General features: G+C 56.8%; 1 rRNA gene (running past one end of the window). It reads left to right on the top strand.

The features are described 5' to 3' along the window. Positions 1 to 1,828, top strand: a 23S ribosomal RNA gene (locus tag ACFYWQ_RS43560); it begins 1,370 nt to the left of the window's first position. The last annotated feature ends 22 nt before the right edge of the window (positions 1,829 to 1,850 follow it).

Here is a 1,850-nt window from a genome sequence, read left to right as displayed (position 1 = left end):
CTGTGATGGGTAGGGGAGCGTCGTCTGCCGGGTGAAGCAGCACCGGAAGGTAGTTGTGGACGGTTGACGAGTGAGAATGCAGGCATGAGTAGCGATTCACACGTGAGAAACGTGTGCGCCGATTGACTAAGGGTTCCTGGGTCAAGCTGATCTGCCCAGGGTAAGTCGGGACCTAAGGCGAGGCCGACAGGCGTAGTCGATGGATAACCGGTTGATATTCCGGTACCCGCTGTGAAGCGTCAAACATCGAATCCAGTGATGCTAAGGCCGTGAAGCCGTTCCGGACCCTTCGGGGAATGGAAAGTGGTGGAGCCGCCGGCCCAAGTTGGTAGTAGGTGAGTGATGGGGTGACGCAGGAAGGTAGTCCATCCCGGGCGGTGGTTGTCCCGGGGTAAGGGTGTAGGCCGTGCGATAGGTAAATCCGTCGCACACAAGGCTGAGACCTGATGCCGAGCCGATTGTGGTGAAGTGGATGATCCTATGCTGTCGAGAAAAGCCTCTAGCGAGTTTCATGGCGGCCCGTACCCTAAACCGACTCAGGTGGTCAGGTAGAGAATACCGAGGCGTTCGGGTGAACTATGGTTAAGGAACTCGGCAAAATGCCCCCGTAACTTCGGGAGAAGGGGGGCCACATCCGGTGATGGGCTTTGCGCCTTGAGCTGGGGGTGGCCGCAGAGACCAGCGAGAAGCGACTGTTTACTAAAAACACAGGTCCGTGCGAAGCCGTAAGGCGATGTATACGGACTGACGCCTGCCCGGTGCTGGAACGTTAAGGGGACCGGTTAGCTCACTTTCGGGTGGGCGAAGCTGAGAACTTAAGCGCCAGTAAACGGCGGTGGTAACTATAACCATCCTAAGGTAGCGAAATTCCTTGTCGGGTAAGTTCCGACCTGCACGAATGGCGTAACGACTTCTCGACTGTCTCAACCATAGGCCCGGTGAAATTGCACTACGAGTAAAGATGCTCGTTTCGCGCAGCAGGACGGAAAGACCCCGGGACCTTTACTACAGTTTGATATTGGTGTTCGGTTCGGCTTGTGTAGGATAGCTGGGAGACTGTGAAGCAGGGACGCCAGTTCTTGTGGAGTCGTCGTTGAAATACCAGTCTGGTCGTGCTGGATGTCTAACCTGGGTCCGTGATCCGGATCAGGGACAGTGTCTGATGGGTAGTTTAACTGGGGCGGTTGCCTCCTAAAGGGTAACGGAGGCGCCCAAAGGTTCCCTCAGCCTGGTTGGTAATCAGGTGTTGAGTGTAAGTGCACAAGGGAGCTTGACTGTGAGACCGACGGGTCGAGCAGGGACGAAAGTCGGGACTAGTGATCCGGCGGTGGCTTGTGGAAGCGCCGTCGCTCAACGGATAAAAGGTACCCCGGGGATAACAGGCTGATCTTCCCCAAGAGTCCATATCGACGGGATGGTTTGGCACCTCGATGTCGGCTCGTCGCATCCTGGGGCTGGAGTCGGTCCCAAGGGTTGGGCTGTTCGCCCATTAAAGCGGTACGCGAGCTGGGTTTAGAACGTCGTGAGACAGTTCGGTCCCTATCCGCTGCGCGCGTAGGAATATTGAGAAGGGCTGTCCCTAGTACGAGAGGACCGGGACGGACGAACCTCTGGTGTGCCAGTTGTTCTGCCAAGGGCATGGCTGGTTGGCTACGTTCGGGAGGGATAACCGCTGAAAGCATCTAAGCGGGAAGCCTGCTTCGAGATGAGTATTCCCACCCACTTGATGGGGTAAGGCTCCCAGTAGACGACTGGGTTGATAGGCCGGATCTGGAAGCACGGTAACGTGTGGAGGTGACCGGTACTAATAGGCCGAGGGCTTGTCCTCAGTTGCTCGCGTCCACTGTGTT

The organism is Streptomyces sp. NPDC003247 (assembly GCF_042888135.1).
In the GTDB taxonomy this organism is placed as follows: domain Bacteria; phylum Actinomycetota; class Actinomycetes; order Streptomycetales; family Streptomycetaceae; genus Streptomyces.
The sequence above is the reverse complement of the archived record's forward strand: the minus strand, read 5'-3'. Positions and strand labels throughout refer to the sequence as shown.